4 protein-coding genes are annotated in these 3,496 nt (G+C 72.2%); all 4 read left to right on the top strand.

Going from position 1 to position 3,496, the window contains the following annotated elements; all coding sequences use genetic code 11:
* On the top strand, nt 1–277 hold a 277-nt coding region (locus tag AB0E88_RS35685), incomplete at its 5' end, for a DUF742 domain-containing protein (RefSeq protein WP_361639395.1).
* Nucleotides 255–881, top strand: coding sequence for an ATP/GTP-binding protein (locus tag AB0E88_RS35680; RefSeq protein ID WP_361639392.1), 627 nt, complete (start codon nt 255–257; stop codon nt 879–881). The genes AB0E88_RS35685 and AB0E88_RS35680, both read left to right, overlap by 23 nt.
* Nucleotides 878–2,095 carry a cytochrome P450 gene (locus tag AB0E88_RS35675; RefSeq protein ID WP_361639389.1) on the top strand — a complete coding sequence of 406 codons (1,218 nt, stop codon included), beginning with the start codon at nt 878–880 and terminating at the stop codon, nt 2,093–2,095. Before AB0E88_RS35680 ends, AB0E88_RS35675 begins: the two co-directional genes overlap by 4 nt.
* Before the next feature lie 28 nt (nt 2,096–2,123).
* Nucleotides 2,124–3,350, top strand: a complete 1,227-nt coding sequence (locus AB0E88_RS35670) for a cytochrome P450 (protein WP_361639386.1) — start codon at nt 2,124–2,126, stop codon at nt 3,348–3,350.
* The last annotated feature ends 146 nt before the right edge of the window (nt 3,351–3,496 follow it).

Below are 3,496 nucleotides of genomic sequence, written 5' to 3'. Positions count from 1 at the left end.
GCCCACGCCGAGCACACAGATGCCGCAGGTCAGCTGGATGCCGCCGTACGGCACCTGGCTGCGGCTCATGATGATGCGCCTGTTCGCCGGCGGGCGCGGCGGACTGGCCGTCGCGGACGTCGCCGCCGCCCTGGAACTGCCGCCGTCCACGGTGCGGATCATCGTCTCCGCGCTCATGGACAGCGGCCATCTCACCGCGCCGGCGTCCGCCGAGGAGAACCGGCCCGGATCCGACCTGCTGCAGGAGGTGCTGCGTGGACTCCGTGAACTCGTCTGACCGGCCCGCCGTGTCCTACCTCGCCCCCGGCGTCACCCGGTCGGCGAAGATCGTCGTCGCCGGCGCGTTCGGCGTCGGCAAGACCACCTTCGTCGGCAGCGTCTCCGAGGTGGCCCCGCTGCGCATGGAGGAGCCGATCACCGAGGCGAGCGTCGGCGTGGACGACCTGGCCGGCAAGCCCCACAAGACGTCCACCACCGTCGCCATGGACTTCGGCCGCATCCATCTGCTCGGCGACCGCCTGGCCCTCTACCTCTTCGGCACCCCCGGCCAGACCCGCTTCCGCCCCCTGTGGCAGGGGCTGACCGAAGGCGCGCTGGGCGCGGTGGTCCTCGCCGACACCCGCGACCTCGACGGCTGCCACGAGGTGCTGGGCCTGCTGGAGGACCAGGACACGCCGTACGCCGTCGTGATCAACGTCTTCCCCGACGCGCCCCGCTACCCCCTGCACGAGATCCGGGAGGCGCTCGCCCTGGACGACGACACACCGCTCACCGAGTGCGACGCGCGTGACCGCCGCTCCTGCGTGTACGCGCTCATCACCCTCCTCGAGTACCTGACCACCCGTCAGGCCTTAGCCCCCCTGGTGGAGCCCCGTTCATGACGACCCACGCCCCCGGCAGCGCGAGCCCCGCGACGCGGATCGCCCTCTACGACGCCGAGTTCGCCCACGACCCGCACGCGGCCTACGAGCGCATGCGCCGCGACATCGGGCCGCTGGTCCCCGTCGACCTCGCGCCCGGCGTCCCCGCGACCCTGGTCATCGGCTTCCACCAGGCCCGGCGCATCCTCAACGACCCGCTGCACTTCCCCGCCGACCCGCGGATCTGGCAGCAGTCGATCCCCGAGACCTGCCCGGTGAAGCCGATGATGGAGTGGCGCCCCAACGCGCTGCGCTCGTCCGGCGCCGAACACACCCGCTACCGCGCCGCCAACACCGCGAGCATCCAGGCCGTCGACCAGCACGCCCTGCGCGCCCTGGTGGAGCAGGTCGCCGAGACGGCCATCGGCGAGTTCCGCGCCCTCGGCCACGCCGACCTGCTCACCCAGTACTCCTGGCCCATCGCCTTCCGCGTCCTGAGCGCGCTGCTCGGCTGCCCCGACGAGATCGGCCGGCGCATCGCCGACGGCATGGCCAAGATCTTCGAGTCGGAGGCCGAGACGGCCGCCCGGGGCAACGAGATCCTCGGCCGGGCCGTCGGCGACCTCGTCGCCCTGCGGCGCCGGCAGCCCGGCGACGACATCACCTCCCGGCTGATCGCGCACTCCGCCCGCCTGGACGACGTCGAGATGGCCCACCAGCTCGTCACGCTGTACGGCGCGGGCATCGAACCGCTGACCAACCTGATCAGCAACACCGTGCTCAGGATCCTCACCGACGAGCAGTTCTCCGCCGGCCTGCACGCCGGCCAGCCCGTCCGCGACGCCCTCGACACCGTCCTGTACACCGACCCGCCGATGGCCAACTACTGCATCAGCTATCCGCCGTACCCGATCGACGTCGAGGGCGTGCTGCTCCCCGCCCACCAGCCCGTCGTCATCTCGATGGCCGCCTGCAACAACGACCCGGCCGTCACCGCCGGCCTCACGGCCGCCCAACTGGCCGGCAACCGCGCCCATCTGTCGTGGAGCATCGGCCCGCACACCTGCCCGGCCAGGACCCACGCCTACCTCATCGCCGAGACGGCCATCAGCTGCCTGCTGGACGCCCTGCCGGAGATCGACCTGGCCTGCCCCGAGTCCGCACTCGCCTGGCGCCCCGGCCCGTTCCACCGCGCCCTGGAAGCCCTGCCCGTCCGCTTCCCCGCCGTCGTCTGAGCCAGCCCTCTTCCTCCAGGAGACCGCCATGTCCCAGCACCCCCCGCTCGTTCTCGACCCGACCGGCGCCACCGCCCACGAGGAGCACCGGACCCTGCGCGAGCGGGGCCCGGCCGCACGCGTGGACATCCTCGGCGTCCAGGCCTGGGCCGTCACCGACCCCGCCCTCCTCAAGCAGCTCCTGACCAGCCCCGCGGTGTCCAAGGACGCACGCGCGCACTGGCCCGAGTTCGCAGAGCAGGTCACCACCTGGCCGCTCGCCCTGTGGGTCGCCGTCCAGAACATGTTCACCGCCTACGGCGCCGACCACCGCAGGCTGCGGCGCATGGTGGCCCCCGCCTTCAGCGCCCGGCGCATCGCCGAACTGCGCCCGGCGATCGAGGCCATGGTCACGGAGCTGATCGACGCCCTCGCCGCCCGGCCCGCAGGACAGGTCGTGGACCTGCGCGAGCACCTCGCCTACCCGCTGCCCATCTCCGTGATCGGTCATCTGATGGGTGTCCCCGAGGACCGGCGCGACGGCTTCCGGCAGCTCGTCGACGGCGTCTTCGACACCACCCTCACCCAGGAGGAGTCCCACGCCAACACCGTCACCCTCTACGGCGTCCTCGACGAGCTGATCGCCGCGAAGACCGCCACCCCCGGCGACGACATGACGTCCCTGCTCATCGCGGCCCGCGACGAGGAGACCGACGGCAGCGGCCTGAACGCCGAGGAACTGCGTGACACGCTGCTGCTGATGATCAGCGCCGGCTACGAGACCACCGTCAACGTCATCGACCAGGCCGTCGTCGCCCTGCTGACCCACCCCGACCAGCTCGACCTCGTCCGCACCGGCAAGGTCGGCTGGGAGGACGTCGTCGAGGAGACCCTGCGGCACTCACCCGCCGTCAAGCACCTGCCGCTGCGCTACGCCGTCACCGACATCGAGCTGCCCGGCGGCGTCACGATCGCACAGGGCGAGGCCATCGTCGCCTCCTACGGCGCCGCCAACCGCCACCCGGACTGGCACGGCGACGACGCCGACACCTTCGACGTCACCCGCACCCTCAAGGAGCACCTCGCCTTCGGTCACGGCGTGCACTTCTGCCTCGGTGCGCCGCTGGCCCGTCTGGAAGTCGTGGAGGCGCTGCGGCAGCTCTTCGCCCGCTTCCCCGACCTGGCCCTCGCGGTGCCGGCCGGTGAACTGCGCCCGGTCCCGTCCCTCATCAGCAACGGTCACCAGGCGGTGCCGGTCCGCCTGACGCCGGCCTGACGCACGAGCGCCCGGCGGCCGCGGTGTCGCGGTCCGTCGGGCGCTTCGCTGTTCGCTGTTCGTTGTGCCTGCGGTCAGTCCGTGATCTCGCAGATGGCGGCGCCGCTGGTGAGGGAGGCGCCGACTTCGGCGGTGAGGCCCTTGAT

Origin of the sequence: Streptomyces sp. NPDC028635, from assembly GCF_040637635.1 — a bacterium.
GTDB lineage: Bacteria > Actinomycetota > Actinomycetes > Streptomycetales > Streptomycetaceae > Streptomyces.
Note: the sequence above shows the minus strand (reverse complement) of the source record. Positions and strands in the feature narration are given on the sequence as shown.